Here is a 15,585-nt window from a genome sequence, read left to right on the forward strand (position 1 = left end):
TCATGTCCGCTCCTTCCGGGCGACCTGCCCGACTGCTTGCTCCAAGCGTAGTGGGCAGCAAGGCGTGGCGGAAGACGCCACATCTGCACTTCATCCGTGCATGAAACGCCATGTTTGATGGGCGCGACGGTGCTAAGGTGAAACCATGAGCACCCCCGACCTGAACCTCCTCATCACCCTCGATGTGCTGCTCGCCGAGGGCAGCGTGGCCGGCGCCGCCCGGCGGCTGCGCCTGAGCCCGTCGGCCATGAGCCGGGCCCTGGCGCGCCTGCGCGAAACCACCGGCGACCCGCTGCTGGTGCGCGCCGGCCGCGGCCTCGTGCCCACCCCGCGGGCCATCGAGCTGCGCGATCAGGTGAGCCGGCTGGTGCAGGACGCCCGGGCCGTGCTGCGCCCGGTCGAGGCCCTCGATCCGGCGCGGCTCGCGCGCAGCTTCGTGCTGCGTACCAGCGAGGGTTTCGTGGAGAACTTCGGGGCCGCGCTCATCGCCCGCGTCGGGGCCGAGGCGCCGGGCGTGCGCCTGCGCTTCCTGCCCAAGCCCGACAAGGACAGCGCGCCGCTGCGCGAAGGCCTGGTCGATCTGGAGACCGGCGTGATCGGCAGGGCCACCGCGCCGGAGCTGCGGGTGCAGGCGCTGTTCCGCGACCGCTTCATCGGCGTGGTGCGCGAGGGGCACCCGCTGTGCACGGGCGAGGTCACCCCGGCCCGTTACGCCGCCGGCCGCCACGTGCTGGTGGCGCGCCAGGGGGTGGAGCGGGGGCCGGTGGACGAGGCGCTGAAGGCCGTCGGGCTGGAACGTCAGGTGGCCACCACCGTGGGCGGCTTTTCCACCGCGCTGGCGCTCGTGCGCAGCACCGACCTGATCGCCAGCGTGCCCGAGCGCCACACCGGCCTGCTCCGTGCGGGCCTGTTCAGCTTTGCGCTGCCGGTGCCCGTGCCGGAGATCACCGTGTCGATGCTGTGGCACCCCCGGCTCGACGGCGACCCGGCGCACCGCTGGCTGCGCGGGGTGGTGCGAGGGGTGTGCGGGGCAGGCTGAAGCGCCCGCCGCAGATCAGCGGGCGGAATCCCGGAAGAAGCGCCAGATCACGTCCGTCGCGTCCAGTGCCTGGGATGCCGGCGCCTTGCCCCGGCGCACGGTGTCGGCCCCGGGCCAGCTATGGCCACCGGTTTCGGTGACGCACAGCTGCACGCTCACCCCGTCGCGACAGCCCGGGTGGGCCTCGCAGTGGGCGCCGGGGGCATCGAAGGTGCGCTGCACGGCCGGCGCGCACTGGTCGCGCTTCACCCAGCGGGCGATGGTCTCGGGCACCGAGACGAAATCGGTCACCTTGCTGGCGTCGCGGAAGGCGCCCTGACCGGCGCCACCACCAAAGAGCACGTGATCGTCGTCGCGGGCGTGGATGTGCAGCACCGATATCGGGCGCGACGGGCTGCATTGCAGGGTGGCGTCGGTGCCGGCCACCGAGGCCACGGCCCGGAACAGGTCGGCCGCGTCGCAGGCCAGCCGATGGCTCAGCATGCCGCCGTTGGACATGCCGGTGGCGAAGATGCGCGCCGGGTCGATGGCCACCCGCCGGCGCACGTCGGCCACCACCGCGCGGGCAAAGCCCACGTCGTCGACCTTGCGGTCCCGCGCGTCGCCGCAGCAGGCGCCGGCGTTCCAGGTGGCGAAGTTGCCGCCGGGCAGCCGGCTGAAGCCATTCGGAAACACCACCACGAAGCCCTCCCGCCGGGCCTTGCCTACCCACCCGTAACGGGCGTCGTCGGCCATCAGCCCGGCGTTTCCGCCGCCGCCATGGAAGGCCAGCACCAGCGGCACCGGCCCGCGCGGGTCGAGGCCGGGCGGGATGTACATCAGGTATTGGCGCTGCAGCCCATCGTGGGCCAGCGTATGGGCGAGGGGTTCGGCGGGCTCGGCCCGGCGCTGCTCGAGGCGTTCGCGGATGCGTTCACGCAGGCCTGGCCGCTCGGCGTCCTGGGCCGACGCGCCCGACACCCAGCCAAACACGACAATCAGTAGAAGCCACCGCCAGCGACGTCTCATTTCACCCCCCAATCAGCACCCCAGATCGCGATACCGGCTACGCAGCCCGAACAGGCGCCGCTGCACCTCCGCCAGATCGGCCCCCGCAGCCTGCCGCTCGCTCTGCTCCAGCGCCGGCAGCTGGCTGTCGAGCTGGCGACATTCCCGCTGGGCCTCCGGCGAAAGCTTCATCCGCCGGCCAAAGGCATCGTACTGCCGGGGATTCATCCCGCTGAGGGGCCGTACTGCCTCGGCGATCTGCTCCTTGAAGACCTCGCGACGAACGTCCTCGCCAACCCGCTCCTTGCCCGACAGCTTGCTGACCCCACGGGTCGGCTCCACGTCGACCTTCTTCGCCCCCATGCAGGGCACATCGGAATACACAACCCGGCCGCCCTCGTCGCACTTGAAGACATGACGGGCTGGCGAAGGCAGGGACTGGGCGACGGCGAGGCTGGTGCAAAGCAACGGGCCAGCAAGCAGGATGAGCGTCTGGAGGGGACGGAATGGCATGGGCGACAGGCAGGGCAAGGTTGGGGGGCGTTGGCGATGACGGCTGATGCTCGTCGGCGGAGAGGGCGCGGCGCCGAATTCTCGCACACGTCATACGTCATGCCAATTTTTCCGGAGCAAATCCGCCATCCACACCACAACACCGGCATCGCCGCCAGACGTGACAAGGCCGACCCTTGCGAGGTCGGCCTTGTGTGCTGCCTTGGAGGCCGCCGGCGGGCGCTCAGCTGCCCTTCCAGCCGCCGCCCAGGGCCTTGAAGAGATCCACCGAGGCGTTGAGGCGGGCCTGACGGTTCTGCACCCAGGCGAGGGTGGCGTCGTTGGCGGTGCGCTGGGCGGTGAGCACTTCGAGGTAGGGCGAATAGCCGCCGTCGTAGCGGGCCTGGGCGAGCTTGAGGGCGCGCTGGGCAGCAGTCATGGCCTTGCCGTATGCGTCCTCGGCCTCGGCATTCTGGCGCACGGTGACGAGCGCGTCGTTCACCTCGCGGAAGGCGGTCTGCACCGTCTTGCGATAGGTTTCGAGGGTCTGGGTCTGCTGGGCGCTCACCTGATCCACCTGGGCGCGCAGGCGGCCGCCTTCGAAGATCGGCTGGGTGATCCCGGCGCCCAGCGACCAGATGGCCGACGGGGCGCTGAACAGCTGGGACAGATCCTTGCTCTCGCGGCCGAAGTTGCCGGTGAGGGTGATGCTCGGGAACAACGCGGCCTTGGCGACGCCGATCTTCGCGTTGGCGGCGATCAGGTCGGTCTCGGCCTTGCGCACGTCGGGACGGCCTTCGAGCAGCGCCGAGGGCAGCCCGGCGGGCGGCACCGGCGGCACCGGCAGGCTGCGCAGGTCGGCCGGTGCCAGCTTGAGCCCGGGCTGGCCGACCAGCAGGCCGATGAGGTTTTCGGCCAGGGCGCGGTTCTTCTCGAGCTGGATCTGGGCCGCCGTGTAGGTGGCGAGCTCGCCTTCGGCCTGCTGCACGTCCAGCTGGGAGACGATGCCGCCCTCGAAGCGGGTGCGGGTGAGCTGGGCGCTCCTGGCCTGGGCGGTGACCGAATCGGTATTGACCAGGATCTGGGCGTCCAGCGCGCGCAGGCTGAGGTAGGCCTGGGCCACCGACGCGGCGAGGCTCAGGGACACCGTGTCGCTGGCGTAGCGGGTGCCGAGGGCCTGGGCGCGGGCGGCCTCGGAGGCACGCCGGAGCCGGCCCCACACGTCCAGCTCGAAGGAGGTGGACAGCGCCATGCGCACGTTGCTGCGGGTAATCGGCGCGGTGGACGGGATGGGCGTGGCGGTGGTCTGGCTGATCCGGTTGCGGGTGCCGGCAACGCTGCCATCCACCTGGGGCAGCAGGGCCGCATCCACCTGACGCAGCACGGCGTCGGCTTCCTCGATGCGGGCCGCGGCGATCAGGGCGTCGGGGCTGCTGGCGAGGGCCTGGCGGACGAGCTCGTCGAGAGTGGCATCGCCGAACAGCGTCCACCAGTTGCTGGCCACCGCCGGCGCGGCGGAGAGCGGCGCCGCGGCGTATTGATCCGGCAGCTGGAGCCGGGCGTCGGGGCGGGCGTAGTCGGGGCCGATGGCGCAGCCGGCGAGCGCGCCGGCCACGGACAGCGCCAGGAGGGCGGGAAGGGTGCGGAACATTACTTCACCTCCTCGGTGTGGGCGTGGGGCAGATCGCCGGCCGGGTGGCGGACCTTGCCGCGGCTCAACCACTTGAAGAACAGGGGGACGAAGATGGTGGCGATGAAGGTGGCGGCGAGCATCCCGCCGACCACGCCGGTGCCCATCGAGCGGCGGGCGGCAGCGCCGGCGCCGGTGGAGATGGCCAGCGGCAGCACGCCCAGCACGAAGGCCAGCGAGGTCATCACGATGGGACGGAAGCGCAGCCGGGCGGCTTCGACCGCGGCCTCGACGATGCCCATGCCTTCGGCCTGCTTCTGGGCCGCGAACTCGACGATCAGGATCGCGTTCTTGGCTGCAAGCCCCACCAGCACCACCAGACCGATCTGGAAGTAGATGTCGTTGGGCATGCCGCGCAGGAGCACGGCCAGCAGGGCGCCGAACATCGCGAAGGGCACCGCCATGATCACCGCCAGCGGCAGCGACCACTTCTCGTACTGGGCGGCGAGGATCAGGAAGACCATCACGATGCCGAAAGTGAAGGCGATCACCGAGGCGTTGCCGGTGCGCTTTTCCTGGAAGGCCTGGCCGACCCATTCGGTGCGATAGCCTTCCGGCAGCACTTCGGCGGAGACTTCCTCGACGGCCTTGATGGCGTCGCCCGAGCTGTAGCCCGGCGCGGCACCGCCCATCACCTTGGCGGCGACGAAGCCGTTGAAGCGCTCGATCATCTCGGGGCCGGTGATGGTCTTGACGGTGGCCACCGCCGAGAGCGGCACCATCGACCCGCCAGCCGCCTTGACGTAGGACTTGAGGATGTCTTCCGGCTTCGAGCGGTAGGCCGACTCAGCCTGCAGCTGGACCTTGTAGGTCTTGCCGCCGCGGTTGAAGTCATTCACGTACAGCGTGCCGGTGGTGGCCTGCAGGGTGGCGTAGATCGAATCCAGCGAGATGCCCATCGACATGGCCTTGGGCTCGTCCACCTCGACGAAGAGCTGCGGCGCGCTGACCCGGAAGAAGCTGTTGATGCCTGCAAGTTCCGGACGCTTCTTGAGGGCTTCGACGAACTGGCCGGTGACCGCCGCCAGATTGCGGGCATCGCCGTCGGCACGGTTCTGCAGGTACACCTCGAAGCCGCCGGCGGTGCCGAGGCCCTGGATGGGCGGCGGGTTGAACACCAGCCCCATGCCGTCGGGCAGGCTCATGCCGAGGCCCATGAACTTGCCGGCCATCTGCTCGGTGGTGACGGTGCGCTCCTCCCACGGCTTGAAGATGATGAAGGTGGTGGCGACGCTGGGCCGGTTGTTGCCGGTGATGAAGTCCACACCCTTGATGAAGAAGATGTTCTCGATGTCGTCGGACTTGATGCGACCGTACATCTGGTCGGTGGCGTCGTTGGTACGCTGGGCCGAGGCGCCGTCGTTGAGGGTGACGAAGCCGAACAGGTAGCCCTGGTCCTCGGCCGGCACGAAGCTGCCCGGCACCGTGCGCAGCAGGAAGGCCGCGGCGCCGATGGTCAGCACGAACACCAGGGTGCCGATGATGCCGTGGCGCAGGGTCAGGCCGACGGTGTCGGTGTAGCTGTTGGTGAAGCGTTCGAACAGCCGGTTGAAGGGCCGGAACAGCGGCTTCTCCTCGTGCTCGGGCTTGAGCAGCAGGGCGCACAGGGCCGGGGTGAGGGTCAGCGCGACGATGCCGGAGATGACCACCGCCACCGCGACGGTGACGGCGAACTGCTTGTACAGCACGCCGGCGATGCCGCCGAGGAAGGCGACCGGGACGAACACCGCGCACAGCACCAGCACGATCGCGACGACTGCGCCGGACACCTCGCGCATCGCCTCGATGGCGGCGTTCTTGGGCGACATCTTCTCTTCGTTCATCAGGCGCTCGACGTTCTCGAGCACGACGATCGCGTCGTCCACGACGATACCGATCGCCAGCACCATCGCGAACAGCGTCAGGGTGTTGATCGAGAAGCCGAACAGCCACATGCCGGCGAAGGTGCCGATCAGCGACACCGGCACCGCGACGATCGGGATCAGCGTGGCGCGCCAGCTCTGCAGGAACAGGTAGACCACCGCGATCACCAGGATCACCGCCTCGCCGAGGGTCTTCAGCACTTCCTTGGCAGATTCCTGGATGAAGCGGGTGGTGTCGTAGGGCACCACGTACTCGACGCCCTTCGGGAAGCGTTTCTGCATCTCGTCGAGGCGGGCGCGCACGGCGGTGGCGGTGTTCAGCGCGTTGGCGCCGGACTGCAGGTAGATGCCCATGCCGGACACCGGCGCGCCGTTCACGGTGGCGCTGCGGTCGTAGCCGTCGGCACCGAGCTCGATGCGGGCCACGTCGCGCACGCGCACCACGCCGGCGGGGCCGTCGGCGCGCAGGATGATGTTGCCGAAGTCGTCCGGGGTGAGCAGGCGGCCCTTGGCGGTGACGGTGTAGGTGAGCTGCTGGCCATTGACCATCGGCTCGGCGCCGATCTTGCCGGCCGCGTTCTGGGTGTTCTGCACGCGGATCGCGGCGGCCACCTCGGAGGTGGTGACGCCGAGCTTGGCCATCACGTCGGGCTTGAGCCACAGGCGCATGGCGTAGATCGGGTCGAACTGCTGGGCGTCGCCCACGCCGGGGATCCGGCGGATCTCCTCTACCACGTTGGTGTTGACGTAGTTGGAGAGGAACAGCGCGTCGTGGGTGCCTTCGGGCGAGCGCAGGGCCGCGAACATCAGGATGTTGTTGGAGCGCTTCTGCACCAGCACGCCGGTGCGCCGCACGTCGTCGGGCAGGCGCGGCTCGGCCACCTTGACCCGGTTATTGACGGCGATCAGCGCGTTGTCGGGGTTGGTGCCCACCTCGAAGGTGGCGGTGATGGTGACCACCCCCGCCGAGTTGCTGGTGGAGTTGTAATAGATCAGGCCTTCCACGCCCGACAGCTGCTCCTCGATGGGCGCGGCGACGGTCTTGGACAGGGTTTCGGCGTTGGCGCCGGGGAAGCTGGCGGTGATGATCACCGTCGGCGGGGTGATTTCGGGGTACTGGGCGACCGGCAGCGTGAGCGAGGCCATGAGGCCCGCGATCACGATGACGATCGAGATGACCGATGCGAAGATCGGGCGACTGATGAAGAAGCGTGACATGGATGGCGCTCCCTCAACCCTTGGCCGGCGCAGCGGCCGGGGCAGCGCCCGGCTTGCCGCCGGCACCCGGGCCTTCGCCCGGCCCGTGCGGGGCCACGGTGGCGCCCGGACGCAGCTTGATGAGGTTGTCCACGATCACCTTGTCGCCGGCCTTCAGGCCACCCAGGATCACCCACTCCTTGCCGCTCCACTGGCCGGTCTTGACCGGACGCGGGGCAACCTTGTTCTCGGGGCCGACGGTCATCACCACCGGGCCGCCGTCGGTCTGCATCACCGCCGCCTGGGGCACCTTGAACACCCCTTCGCGCTCGCCGGTGATCAGGCGCGCCTTGACGAACTGGCCGGGCAGCAGCTTGCCGTCCGGGTTGGGAAACTCACCGCGGAACTGCAGGGTGCCGAGCTTCGGGTCGATCTGGCTGGCGGCAAAGTTGAGCCGGCCGCGCTGGGCGTAGGTGCTGCCGTCAGGCAGGACGAGCTCGACGCCGCGGATCGCCTTGGGGTTGAAGCGGCCATCCGGCGACGCGTTGGCGAGCTCGGTGTCGGACACCGAGAAGCGCACCCAGATCGGGTTCACCTGGACGATGGTGGTCAGCAGGGTGCCGGCGCCGCTGGCGACCAGCGTGCCTTCCGACACCTGGGCGCGGCCGGTCACGCCGGACACCGGGGCGGTGACGTTGGCGTACGACAGGTTCAGCTCGGCCTGGCGCAGGGCGGCCTGGGCGGCCTGCACCGCCGCCTGGGCGACGCTGTTGTCGGAGGTGGCGGTGTCGTATTCGCGCTGGCTGATGGCCTGCTGGGCCAGCAGCGCCTTGAGGCGGGCGGCCTCGCGCTGGGTCTGCTCGACCTTCGCCCTGGCCTCGGCCAGCTGGGCCTTGGCCTGGGCGACAGCCACGTCGAGGGGTTCGCGGTCGATCTGGAAGAGGGTCTGGCCGGCCTTCACGCTGGCGCCTTCTTCATACACGCGCTTCATGAGGATGCCACCGACCCGGGCGCGCACTTCCACTTCCCTCGCGCCTTCGGTCTGGGCGACGGCCTCGACGCTGGTCTCGGCGCGGGTGGGCTGCATCTCGACCGCGGTCACCGGCATCGGCGGCATGCCGCCGGCAGGCGGGCCACCGGCGCCTTGTTCCTTGCCGGAACAGGCGCTGAGCAGTACAAGGGAAACCGCCAGGGCCGGCAAGGCGAGGCGGGACGAAAGGGGCTGCTGGGGGCGGGGGTTAGCGCTCAAGATCAACTCCAGGGCTGGATTTCTGGTTTGTATTGGGGCATAGTTTTATACAAACACGAATGTATGTAAATAGCTCTCAACATCATTCTACGACGGGACTAATGCAATATGGTTCGTAAGACCAAGGAAGAAGCCGAAGCGACGCGACTCCAGATCATCGAGGCCGCCCGCCGGGTCTTTCTGGAATGCGGGGTGGGCAGCACCAGCCTCGAAAAGATCGCCGCCGCCGCCGGCGTGACCCGCGGCGCGGTGTATTGGCACTTCAAGAACAAGACCGATCTTTTCTTCGCGATGCGCGAGGATGCAGTGCTGCCCTTTCTCGACCGGGTGGTGTTCGACGCGGAGGCCAACGACCCGCTTGGCGGCGTCGAGCACGCCCTGCAGGAGATCATCCGCATCCTGGTGGATCAGGCCCAGACCCGCGAGACCTTCGAGATCCTCGCGTTCAAGTGCGAATACGTGGGCGAGTTCAGCTCGATGAAGGGCTGCACCGCCGGGCAGATGGATTTTCTGGGGATGCTCACCGACGCCTACCGCCGGGCCGCCGCCAAAGGCCAGCTGCGCCTGCCGGCCGACCCGGAGATGCTGGCCTACGACACCTTCCTGTTCGTCGGCGGGCTGATCAAGCACTGGATATCCAGCACGCCCGACGAGCGCTTCCGAACCGACGCCGAGCGCTTCATCACCCAGCACGTGGCCCTGCGCCGGGCCTGAGGCCGGTCAGCGGCCCGCCGGCTGGCGGGTCACCATCCCGCGGCTCTGGAAGGCCCCCGGCGCCCAGGCCGCAGGCGGCGCGAGCGGCTGGGTGCCGATGGGCAGCGCAAACTCGGCCCGGGGCGTGAGCAGTTCGCCCAGCTGACCATCGGGTTTGTCGACCCGCCCGCGCAGGATGGCCGGCGGCGTGAAATCCAGCGATTCCGGCTCGATCGCCCCGCCGGGCAGCGGGAAGTTGCCCCGGTGATCCCCCGGCAGCGACAGGCTGAAGCCCCCCAGCCCCACGGTGAGGTTGTTGCGGGTGACGATCTGGGTATCCGGCGGCAGCTTGTCGGACCACGCCCGGGTAAACCAAGCCGGCCGCCAGCCCGCGTTGATCAGCGTGTTGTGGGCCATCAGCAGGCGGTTCTCGGCCCAGCGGCTGCTTTCGGCGCCGTAGGCCACGACGATCGGGTTGGGGCTGTCGGCGCTCTGGGCGATCACGTTGCCCACCACCACCGCCACCCCGCCTTCCGGAAACTCCAGCTCGTACGACGCCATGCCGCCGGGCCCATCCACCAGCAGGTTGTAGCGGATCTCGTTGCGCCCGGCCCGGCTCTTGACCAGATGCCCCTGGTAGCCCTGGTGGAAGCGGCTGCCTTCCAGCACGAAGGACTTGATGTGCCCCACGTAGAGCAGGTGGTGCAGCCGCCCCGGCTCGCGCGGCGCGCGGCTGAAGCTGCTGTTGTAGATGCGCAGCTCGGCGGAGTCGAAGTTGGCGGTGATGAGGCCGTTCTGGTTGTCCTCGAAGACGCAGTCGCGCACCTCCAGGCTGCCCTGCTCGAAGCGGATGCCGGCGCCGTTGCCATCGGCCACCCGGGCGCCGCGGAACTCGATGTTCTCGACCTTGTAGTTACCATTGACGAACACCCAGATGCCCTTGCCGTCGGCGTCGCGGCCGTCGGCGTCGAGCACCGGACGACCGCCGAAACCGCGGATGGTCAGGGATTTCTGGGCCCACACCGCCACGTCGCCCTTGTAGGTGCCGGGGCGGATCAGCACGGTGTCGCCATCCTTGGCGAGGCGGGCGGCGTCGGCGATGCGGGTGACGGATTCGCCGGGCCCGACGAGGATGGTCGCCGCGGCTGCGGGCACGGCTGGCGCCGAAAGCAGGATGGCGAGGAGCGCGGTTCGGACGTTCATGGCGATGGCAACGGTCGGGAAAGACGATCAGCGCGCCGGCGGCTGGCGCAGGTTGAGGGCCAGCCAGGCGAGCAGCAGCAGGAAGACGGTGATCCGCGGCATGTCGAGCAGGCTGTCGACCATCCCCACCGTCGCCAGCCCCACCAGCGCCGCCAGCAGCGTGGGCGCGTGGGCCTGCAGGCGGGTGGGCGCGCGGGCCAGATGCAGTAGCCCGCCGGCCAGGATCAGCAGCATCGCCACGGTGCCGAGCACGCCCTGCTCCACGAAGGTGTGCACGAAGAGGTTCTTGCCGTGCCAGGGCAAGTGATCCCGGTCCGAGCTGAAGAACCAATGGGCGCCGCCCTGCTCGAAGCCGCCGTTGGCCACCAGCGGCCGCAGCTGGGCGTCGGTGAGTTCGATGTCGTCCAGGTCGATGGGCGTGGGCGAAGTGGTGCCCATGGTCAGCACGGTCGTCCGCGGCAGGCCGCCCACCGATGCGAGGCCGGGGTCGTTGAGCTGGCTGTCGACGGTGATCCAGCCCTTGCCGCCCGACAGGCGCACCAGCGCGGTGGCGCATGGGTTGGCGTAGAGCAGGTGCTTGCGGCACACCTGCACGATCATCTGGGTATCCACCTCGCTGCGGGCCTTGAAGCGCAGGTGCAGCGGCGTGACGGTATCCACCGGCAGACGCTGGGTGAGCAGCACCACCTCGTCGATGCTGCGCCCCTGGCGCGGCCCGGCCAGCCGCATCGCGCGGCCGTTGGCGTCGTTGATGAGCGCCAGCGAGCCCGGCGTGGCAGGATCGGCCACCTTCCAGAAATACGCCTCGGGATAGCGCCCCAGACCCAGCCCGACCAGCGCATCGAGCGGCCCCTCCACCAGCCCCAGGCTGCGGGTGGTGTGCTGGAAGCGGGTGCCGGCGTCGAAGCCGGTGTTGGAAAGCCGGGCGCCCATGTAATAGCCGCCGAGGGTGGTGACCACCATGCCGCCGGCCACCAGCACCACCAGCAGGCCCTGCAGATCCTGCAGGCGCGGCTGCCACAGGGGCGTCCGGCCGAGGGCCTGGCGGGCCAGCACGGCGATCACCAGCAGCGCGCCACCCAGGCTGCCCATGAAGCGCGTCGGCTCGCTCCAGAAGGCGCTGATCAGCACCGTCGCCAGCGCCAGCCCGACCAGCAGCGCCAGCATCACCGCGCCGCCCGCCCGCAGCCCGCGGCCGCGCAGCACGACGAGCAGCGCCGCCAGTGCCCACAGGCCGGCGTAGGCCAGATAGACACCCTTCGGCAGCGCCAACGCTGCCGCCGCACAGCCCGCCGCCAGCACCAGGCCGCCCACCAGCCCGAGCACGAAACCGCCGATCCGCATCCCCGAGAGCGCTACCCCCGCCGGCCAGGCCAGCAGGGCGAGGCCGGTGAAGGCCAGCAGCGCCCGGTAGCCACCTTCGGGGAAGGTCAGCATCCCGCCCGCCAGCACCACCGCCGCCAGCGCGGCCAGCACCGCCGGATGGCGCCGCGTCCGGTCCGCCGGCTGATGCGCCGCCGGCCGGCGCAGGCTGGCCACGCCGAGCACCGCCATCGACACGAACAGCGCGCCATAAACAATCCGCGAGAAGGTGGTGAACATCGCGTAGATGCCCACCCCGACCACCAGCAGCGCCAGCGCCCGGCCCACCACGCCGTGGGCACGCCGGAAGCTCAGCACCGCAAACGGGAAACTCAGCATCAGCCAGGCATCCAGCGCCGCGCCGCCCACGTGCATCTCCCAGAACAGGGCCGAGGTGCGATAGTCCGACGCGAAATTGGTGAGGCCCGGAAAGGCCACCCGCTCCCACAGGGCCGCGAAGGCGCAGGTGGCAAAGCCGAGGGTCAGGCCCAGGGTCAGGCGATCCAGCGCCGCGTCGCCATCGCGCCGCACCGCCAGCTGCAGGAAGGGAATCAGCGCAAACGCCAGCAGGAAGCCCTTGCCCACCCGCAGCGCATTGACCGTGGTGTTGTAGCCGATCAGCGATCCCGCATCCAGCGCCGGCAGCGGCAAGCCGCCGCGCAGGCCGGCAATGGCCACGCTCGCCGCCAGCAGGCCGAACGCGCCCAGGGCGCCGGCCCGCAGCTTGATGGGCGCCCGCCCGGCGAGGGTCGGCACGGGCGGGGCGAAGGCTTCCCGCAGCCCGAGGGCCGCCAGGGTGACGAGGGCCAGCGCGTCGCTCTCGGTGAAGTGGATGTGCCCGCCCCACGGCGCCAGATCCACCACCGGCCACAGGGCCGGCAGCAGCACCAGCCACAGGGCCGGACGGATCACCAGCGCCAGCCCGTAGGCGCCCAGCAGCGCACCGGCCACCGCCCGGTCGAGGGGATAGGGCGCGAACCACGCCGACAGGGCGACGACGGCGAGCACGAGCATCAGGCCGCCATACAGGCGGGCACCGGGGCCGGAGCGGGGCGCAACAGCAGGAGAAGGGGCGGTGGCGGTCAAGATCGGCAACGCGGGGGACGAAGTGAGCCAAGGATGCTACCCGATTCAAATGCCGGGCGGATGCTCCGGATTGCGTCCACCCTTGACCGGTGTCACGGCGCATCGCAGGATTGCGCATTCCGTCACACCTGCCCGCCGATGTCCGCCTCCCCCGCCCCCGCCGAACCCACGCCCGCCCTGCGCGCCCGGCCCCTCGTGGCCTGCCTGCTGGCGACGCGTCCGGCCTTTCTGGGGGTGACACTGTTCGCCTGCCTCATCGGGCTGGCGGCGGCCCACGGCAGCGGCGTCACCATCGACACCGGCAAGGCGCTGCTCACGGTGTGCTTCGCGCTGGTCGCCCACGCCGGCATCAACGTGCTCAACGATTTCTACGACGCGAGGAGCGGCGCAGACGCAGCCAACACCGAGCGGGTATTCCCCTTCACCGGCGGAAGCCGCTTCATCCAGAACGGCGTGCTCTCCGAAGCCGAAACCGGCCGCCTGGGCTGGGCGCTGATGGCGGCCGTGGTGCCCGCCGGACTGTGGCTGGCGTGGCATACCGGGCCGGGGCTGATCCTCATCGGTCTTGCCGGGCTCGCGCTCGGCTGGGCCTACACCGCGCCGCCGCTGGCGCTGGTGTCCCGCGGGCTGGGCGAGCTCGCCGTGGCGGCCGGCTGGCTGATCGTGGTGATCGGCACCGATTTCGTCCAGCGCGGCGGGTTTGCGCTGGCGCCGGTCAAGGCCGGGCTCTCCTACGCGCTGCTGGTGGCGGCGATCCTGTTCATCAACGAGTTCCCCGACCTGCGCGGCGACGCTGCCGCCGGCAAACGCACGCTCGTCGTGCGCCTCGGCCCCCACAGCGCCAAGTGGGCATTCCTGGGCACGCTGATCGTCGCCTACGGCTGGCTGGTGCTGATGGTCGGCCGCGACCAGCTGCCCCAGGGTGCGGCCGCTGCAGCGCTGACGCTGATCCTGTCCTTCCGCGCCGCCCGCCACCTGCTCGCCCACGCCGACGAGCCCGCCGAACTCGCCCCCGCCATCAAGCTGACCATCGCCGCCGCCAACCTGCACGGCCTCGTCCTCGCCGCGACGCTGGCCTTCGGACGCTGGCCGGGAGCCACTTCATGAGCTTTACCCTGCCCTTCGCCTCAACCGACATCCGCGGCGTCATCTTCGACATGGACGGCCTGCTCCTCGACAGCGAGCGGGTTGCCCTCGCCACCGTCGCCACGGCCGCCGCCGAGCTGGGCCTGGAATGGCGCTACGAGGTGGGCCTCGCGATGGTCGGCCTCAACGCCCACGACGGCCCGCTGGTGATCCGCCGCCACCTGGGCGACGACTACCCCACCGCCGCGCTGTACGAGGCCTTCGGGCGGATCTACGAGACCGCCATCCTTGAAGGCCGCATCCCGGTGAAGGGCGGCGCAGCCGAGCTCTTCGACCAGCTCGACCGCCTCGCCCTGGGCCGCGTGGTCGCCACCTCCACCCGCCGCTCCCGGGCCGAACCCAAGCTCGCCGCCGTCGGCCTGCTGCCGCGGGTGCACGGCATGGTGTGCGGCGACGAGGTCGAGCGTGGCAAGCCGGCGCCGGACATCTTCCTGGCCGCCGCCGCACGCCTGGGCGTGCCGGTCGAGCACTGCCTGGTGCTGGAAGACTCCAACGCCGGCGTGCGCGGCGCGCTGGCCGCCGGCGCCCGGGTGGTGATGGTGCCCGATCTACTCCAGCCCGCCGACGACGTGCGCGCCGCCGGCGTACCGCTGGCCGCCAGCCTCCACGACCTCGCCCGCTTCTTTGCCCGATGACCACCGCGATGCGCTACCTCGCAGCCCTCCTCGCCGCCCTGGCCCTGCCCGCCGGCGCCGCCGATCCGCAGCCGGCCGCGGCGGGGTCCACCGCCTTCTGCCTGTTCGCCCTCCCCCCCGACAACGCCACCCAGCGGCTCATCAATCTGGGTATCGTTCAATATGTCGACCTGCGGGCCGACGAAGTCCGGATCCACTTCGGCGGCGGCAACCTGGGCAGCGGCCACGAGGCCCGCATCCCGGTAAGGAGCCGCGACGAAGCCGACGCCGTCCTCGCCCGCCTTCGCGCCACCGCCACCCGCTGCGCCCAATCCACCACCGGAGCCACTCCATGAAACTCGTCGGAATGCTTGATTCGCCCTTCGTCCGCCGCACCTTCATCAGCGCCCGGATGCTCGGCGTGCCCTTCGAACACCAGTCCCTGTCGGTGTTTCGCAACTTCGCCGAATTCCACGCCATCAACCCGCTGGTCAAGGCGCCCACGCTGGTGCTGGACGACGGCGGCGTGATGGTGGACAGCAGCCTCATCATCGACTGGTTCGAGCGCACCGCCGCGCCAGGCAAGAGCCTGCTTCCCGCCGACCCGGCCCACCTGCAGCGCTGCCTGCAGCTCACCGGCTGGGGCCTCGCGGCCGCCGAGAAAAGCGTCCAGCGCTACTACGAGACCAAGGTCCGCCCCGAATCCAGCCGCTCGCCCGACTGGATCGATCGCGTCACCGGCCAGATCCGCGACACCTACGCCCTCATCGACCGCCACGTGGGCCAGGACGACTGGCTGTGCGGCGATCGCCCCACCCAGGCCGACATCACCGTGGCCGTGGCGTGGCGCTTCACCCACCACACCGCGCCGGGCCTGGTGGACGACAGCGACTACCCCCACCTCGCCGGCCTCGCCGCCCAGGCCGAAGGCCTGCCGGCCTTCCGCGCCGCTGATTTCACCTGAA

General features: G+C 70.3%; 13 protein-coding genes. 6 read left to right on the forward strand and 7 right to left on the reverse strand.

Annotation, left to right across the window (positions count from 1 at the left end):
* Nucleotides 1–145 precede the first annotated feature (145 nt).
* Nucleotides 146–1,039 carry a LysR family transcriptional regulator gene (locus GH681_RS17720; RefSeq protein WP_153162870.1) on the forward strand — a complete coding sequence of 298 codons (894 nt, stop codon included), beginning with the start codon at nucleotides 146–148 and terminating at the stop codon, nucleotides 1,037–1,039.
* 15 nt (nucleotides 1,040–1,054) lie between these two features.
* Here the strand turns inward: GH681_RS17720 and GH681_RS17725 are convergent, their stop codons facing one another.
* From GH681_RS17725 to GH681_RS17745, 5 genes are all read right to left on the reverse strand, one after another.
* Nucleotides 1,055–2,047 carry a PHB depolymerase family esterase gene (locus GH681_RS17725; protein ID WP_153162871.1) on the reverse strand — a complete coding sequence of 331 codons (993 nt, stop codon included), beginning with the start codon at nucleotides 2,045–2,047 and terminating at the stop codon, nucleotides 1,055–1,057.
* Between the two features lie 12 nt (nucleotides 2,048–2,059).
* Nucleotides 2,060–2,539 (reverse strand): DUF4124 domain-containing protein, encoded by a 480-nt coding sequence (locus GH681_RS17730; RefSeq protein ID WP_153162872.1) that lies wholly within the window; start codon nucleotides 2,537–2,539, stop codon nucleotides 2,060–2,062.
* Between the two features lie 223 nt (nucleotides 2,540–2,762).
* Entirely contained in the window at nucleotides 2,763–4,169 is a 1,407-nt protein-coding gene (locus GH681_RS17735) for an efflux transporter outer membrane subunit (RefSeq protein WP_153162873.1), read from the reverse strand.
* A complete protein-coding gene (locus tag GH681_RS17740) occupies nucleotides 4,169–7,288 on the reverse strand; it encodes an efflux RND transporter permease subunit (protein WP_153162874.1) in 3,120 nt (1,039 codons plus the stop codon). Before GH681_RS17740 ends, GH681_RS17735 begins: the two co-directional genes overlap by 1 nt.
* A 13-nt stretch (nucleotides 7,289–7,301) precedes the next feature.
* On the reverse strand, nucleotides 7,302–8,516 hold the full coding sequence (locus GH681_RS17745) for an efflux RND transporter periplasmic adaptor subunit (RefSeq protein ID WP_228111965.1): 1,215 nt from the start codon (nucleotides 8,514–8,516) through the stop codon (nucleotides 7,302–7,304).
* 108 nt (nucleotides 8,517–8,624) lie between these two features.
* On the opposite strand from GH681_RS17745, the gene GH681_RS17750 reads away from it, so the two are divergent.
* Nucleotides 8,625–9,230 carry a TetR family transcriptional regulator gene (locus GH681_RS17750; RefSeq protein WP_153162875.1) on the forward strand — a complete coding sequence of 202 codons (606 nt, stop codon included), beginning with the start codon at nucleotides 8,625–8,627 and terminating at the stop codon, nucleotides 9,228–9,230.
* A 6-nt stretch (nucleotides 9,231–9,236) separates the two neighbouring features.
* Here the strand turns inward: GH681_RS17750 and GH681_RS17755 are convergent, their stop codons facing one another.
* Nucleotides 9,237–10,412, reverse strand: coding sequence for a right-handed parallel beta-helix repeat-containing protein (locus GH681_RS17755; RefSeq protein ID WP_153162876.1), 1,176 nt, complete (start codon nucleotides 10,410–10,412; stop codon nucleotides 9,237–9,239).
* Between the two features lie 27 nt (nucleotides 10,413–10,439).
* Nucleotides 10,440–12,860: a hypothetical protein gene (locus GH681_RS17760; protein WP_153162877.1), complete on the reverse strand. Its 2,421-nt coding sequence runs from the start codon at nucleotides 12,858–12,860 to the stop codon at nucleotides 10,440–10,442.
* Nucleotides 12,861–12,998: 138 nt separating this feature from the next.
* Here GH681_RS17760 and GH681_RS17765 point away from each other — a divergent pair, with 138 nt between their 5' ends.
* From GH681_RS17765 to GH681_RS17780, 4 genes are read left to right on the forward strand one after another with little or no spacing between them, the layout of a single operon-like run.
* Nucleotides 12,999–13,967, forward strand: coding sequence for a prenyltransferase (locus GH681_RS17765; RefSeq protein ID WP_153162878.1), 969 nt, complete (start codon nucleotides 12,999–13,001; stop codon nucleotides 13,965–13,967).
* The gene (locus tag GH681_RS17770; protein WP_153162879.1) at nucleotides 13,964–14,641 is read left to right on the forward strand and encodes an HAD family phosphatase; all 678 of its coding nucleotides are present in this window, start codon (nucleotides 13,964–13,966) and stop codon (nucleotides 14,639–14,641) included. The genes GH681_RS17765 and GH681_RS17770 overlap by 4 nt, the downstream gene beginning before the upstream one ends.
* On the forward strand, nucleotides 14,638–14,976 hold the full coding sequence (locus tag GH681_RS17775; RefSeq protein WP_153162880.1) for a hypothetical protein: 339 nt from the start codon (nucleotides 14,638–14,640) through the stop codon (nucleotides 14,974–14,976). The genes GH681_RS17770 and GH681_RS17775 overlap by 4 nt, the downstream gene beginning before the upstream one ends.
* The gene (locus GH681_RS17780; RefSeq protein ID WP_153162881.1) at nucleotides 14,973–15,584 is read left to right on the forward strand and encodes a glutathione S-transferase family protein; all 612 of its coding nucleotides are present in this window, start codon (nucleotides 14,973–14,975) and stop codon (nucleotides 15,582–15,584) included. Before GH681_RS17775 ends, GH681_RS17780 begins: the two co-directional genes overlap by 4 nt.
* Nucleotide 15,585 lies beyond the last annotated feature (1 nt).

Origin of the sequence: Zoogloea sp. 1C4, from assembly GCF_009469605.1 — a bacterium.
GTDB lineage: Bacteria > Pseudomonadota > Gammaproteobacteria > Burkholderiales > Rhodocyclaceae > Zoogloea > Zoogloea oryzae.

Excerpts from the sequence above, each read along its gene's own strand:
- GH681_RS17720 (WP_153162870.1), top strand. The coding sequence starts at position 146 with ATGAGCACCCCCGACCTGAACCTCCTCATCACCCTCGATGTGCTGCTC.
- GH681_RS17725 (WP_153162871.1), bottom strand. The coding sequence starts at position 2,047 with ATGAGACGTCGCTGGCGGTGGCTTCTACTGATTGTCGTGTTTGGCTGG.
- GH681_RS17730 (WP_153162872.1), bottom strand. The coding sequence starts at position 2,539 with ATGCCATTCCGTCCCCTCCAGACGCTCATCCTGCTTGCTGGCCCGTTG.
- GH681_RS17735 (WP_153162873.1), bottom strand. The coding sequence starts at position 4,169 with ATGTTCCGCACCCTTCCCGCCCTCCTGGCGCTGTCCGTGGCCGGCGCG.
- GH681_RS17740 (WP_153162874.1), bottom strand. The coding sequence starts at position 7,288 with ATGTCACGCTTCTTCATCAGTCGCCCGATCTTCGCATCGGTCATCTCG.
- GH681_RS17750 (WP_153162875.1), top strand. The coding sequence starts at position 8,625 with ATGGTTCGTAAGACCAAGGAAGAAGCCGAAGCGACGCGACTCCAGATC.
- GH681_RS17755 (WP_153162876.1), bottom strand. The coding sequence starts at position 10,412 with ATGAACGTCCGAACCGCGCTCCTCGCCATCCTGCTTTCGGCGCCAGCC.
- GH681_RS17765 (WP_153162878.1), top strand. The coding sequence starts at position 12,999 with ATGTCCGCCTCCCCCGCCCCCGCCGAACCCACGCCCGCCCTGCGCGCC.
- GH681_RS17770 (WP_153162879.1), top strand. The coding sequence starts at position 13,964 with ATGAGCTTTACCCTGCCCTTCGCCTCAACCGACATCCGCGGCGTCATC.
- GH681_RS17775 (WP_153162880.1), top strand. The coding sequence starts at position 14,638 with ATGACCACCGCGATGCGCTACCTCGCAGCCCTCCTCGCCGCCCTGGCC.
- GH681_RS17780 (WP_153162881.1), top strand. The coding sequence starts at position 14,973 with ATGAAACTCGTCGGAATGCTTGATTCGCCCTTCGTCCGCCGCACCTTC.